This is a genomic window from Vibrio splendidus 12E03 (genome assembly GCF_000272105.2).
GTDB classification, from domain to species: domain Bacteria; phylum Pseudomonadota; class Gammaproteobacteria; order Enterobacterales; family Vibrionaceae; genus Vibrio; species Vibrio splendidus_I.
This window is the reverse complement of sequence record NZ_AJZD02000192.1, coordinates 1-242: the sequence shown is the minus strand read 5'-3', so window position 1 is coordinate 242 and position 242 is coordinate 1. Positions and strand designations below refer to the sequence as shown.

Here is a 242-nt window from a genome sequence, read left to right as displayed (position 1 = left end):
AAATGAGTAAACGCTTTTGATGCCTGACTCGCCGCCTTAAAAATGAATCGTTTATCATTTTTTAAAACCTCAAGCCAATTCGCAATGTAAGATTCATGTTGAACATCGCCCACAACCCCAAAATCTGCCATTAAAAAAGCCGACCCGAGTTCTGCAACGAGCTCCTCAAACGCGTAATCTTTATCACCGAACTTGCTTCCCTTTGTACGATTAAGTCGAGATTTGTGTCCCGTCCAATGCGT

1 protein-coding gene is annotated in these 242 nt (G+C 42.6%); it reads right to left on the bottom strand.

From position 1 onward, the window contains the following. The coding region (locus A142_RS13210; RefSeq protein WP_032545534.1) for a zincin-like metallopeptidase domain-containing protein at positions 1–242 on the bottom strand (242 nt) is incomplete at both ends.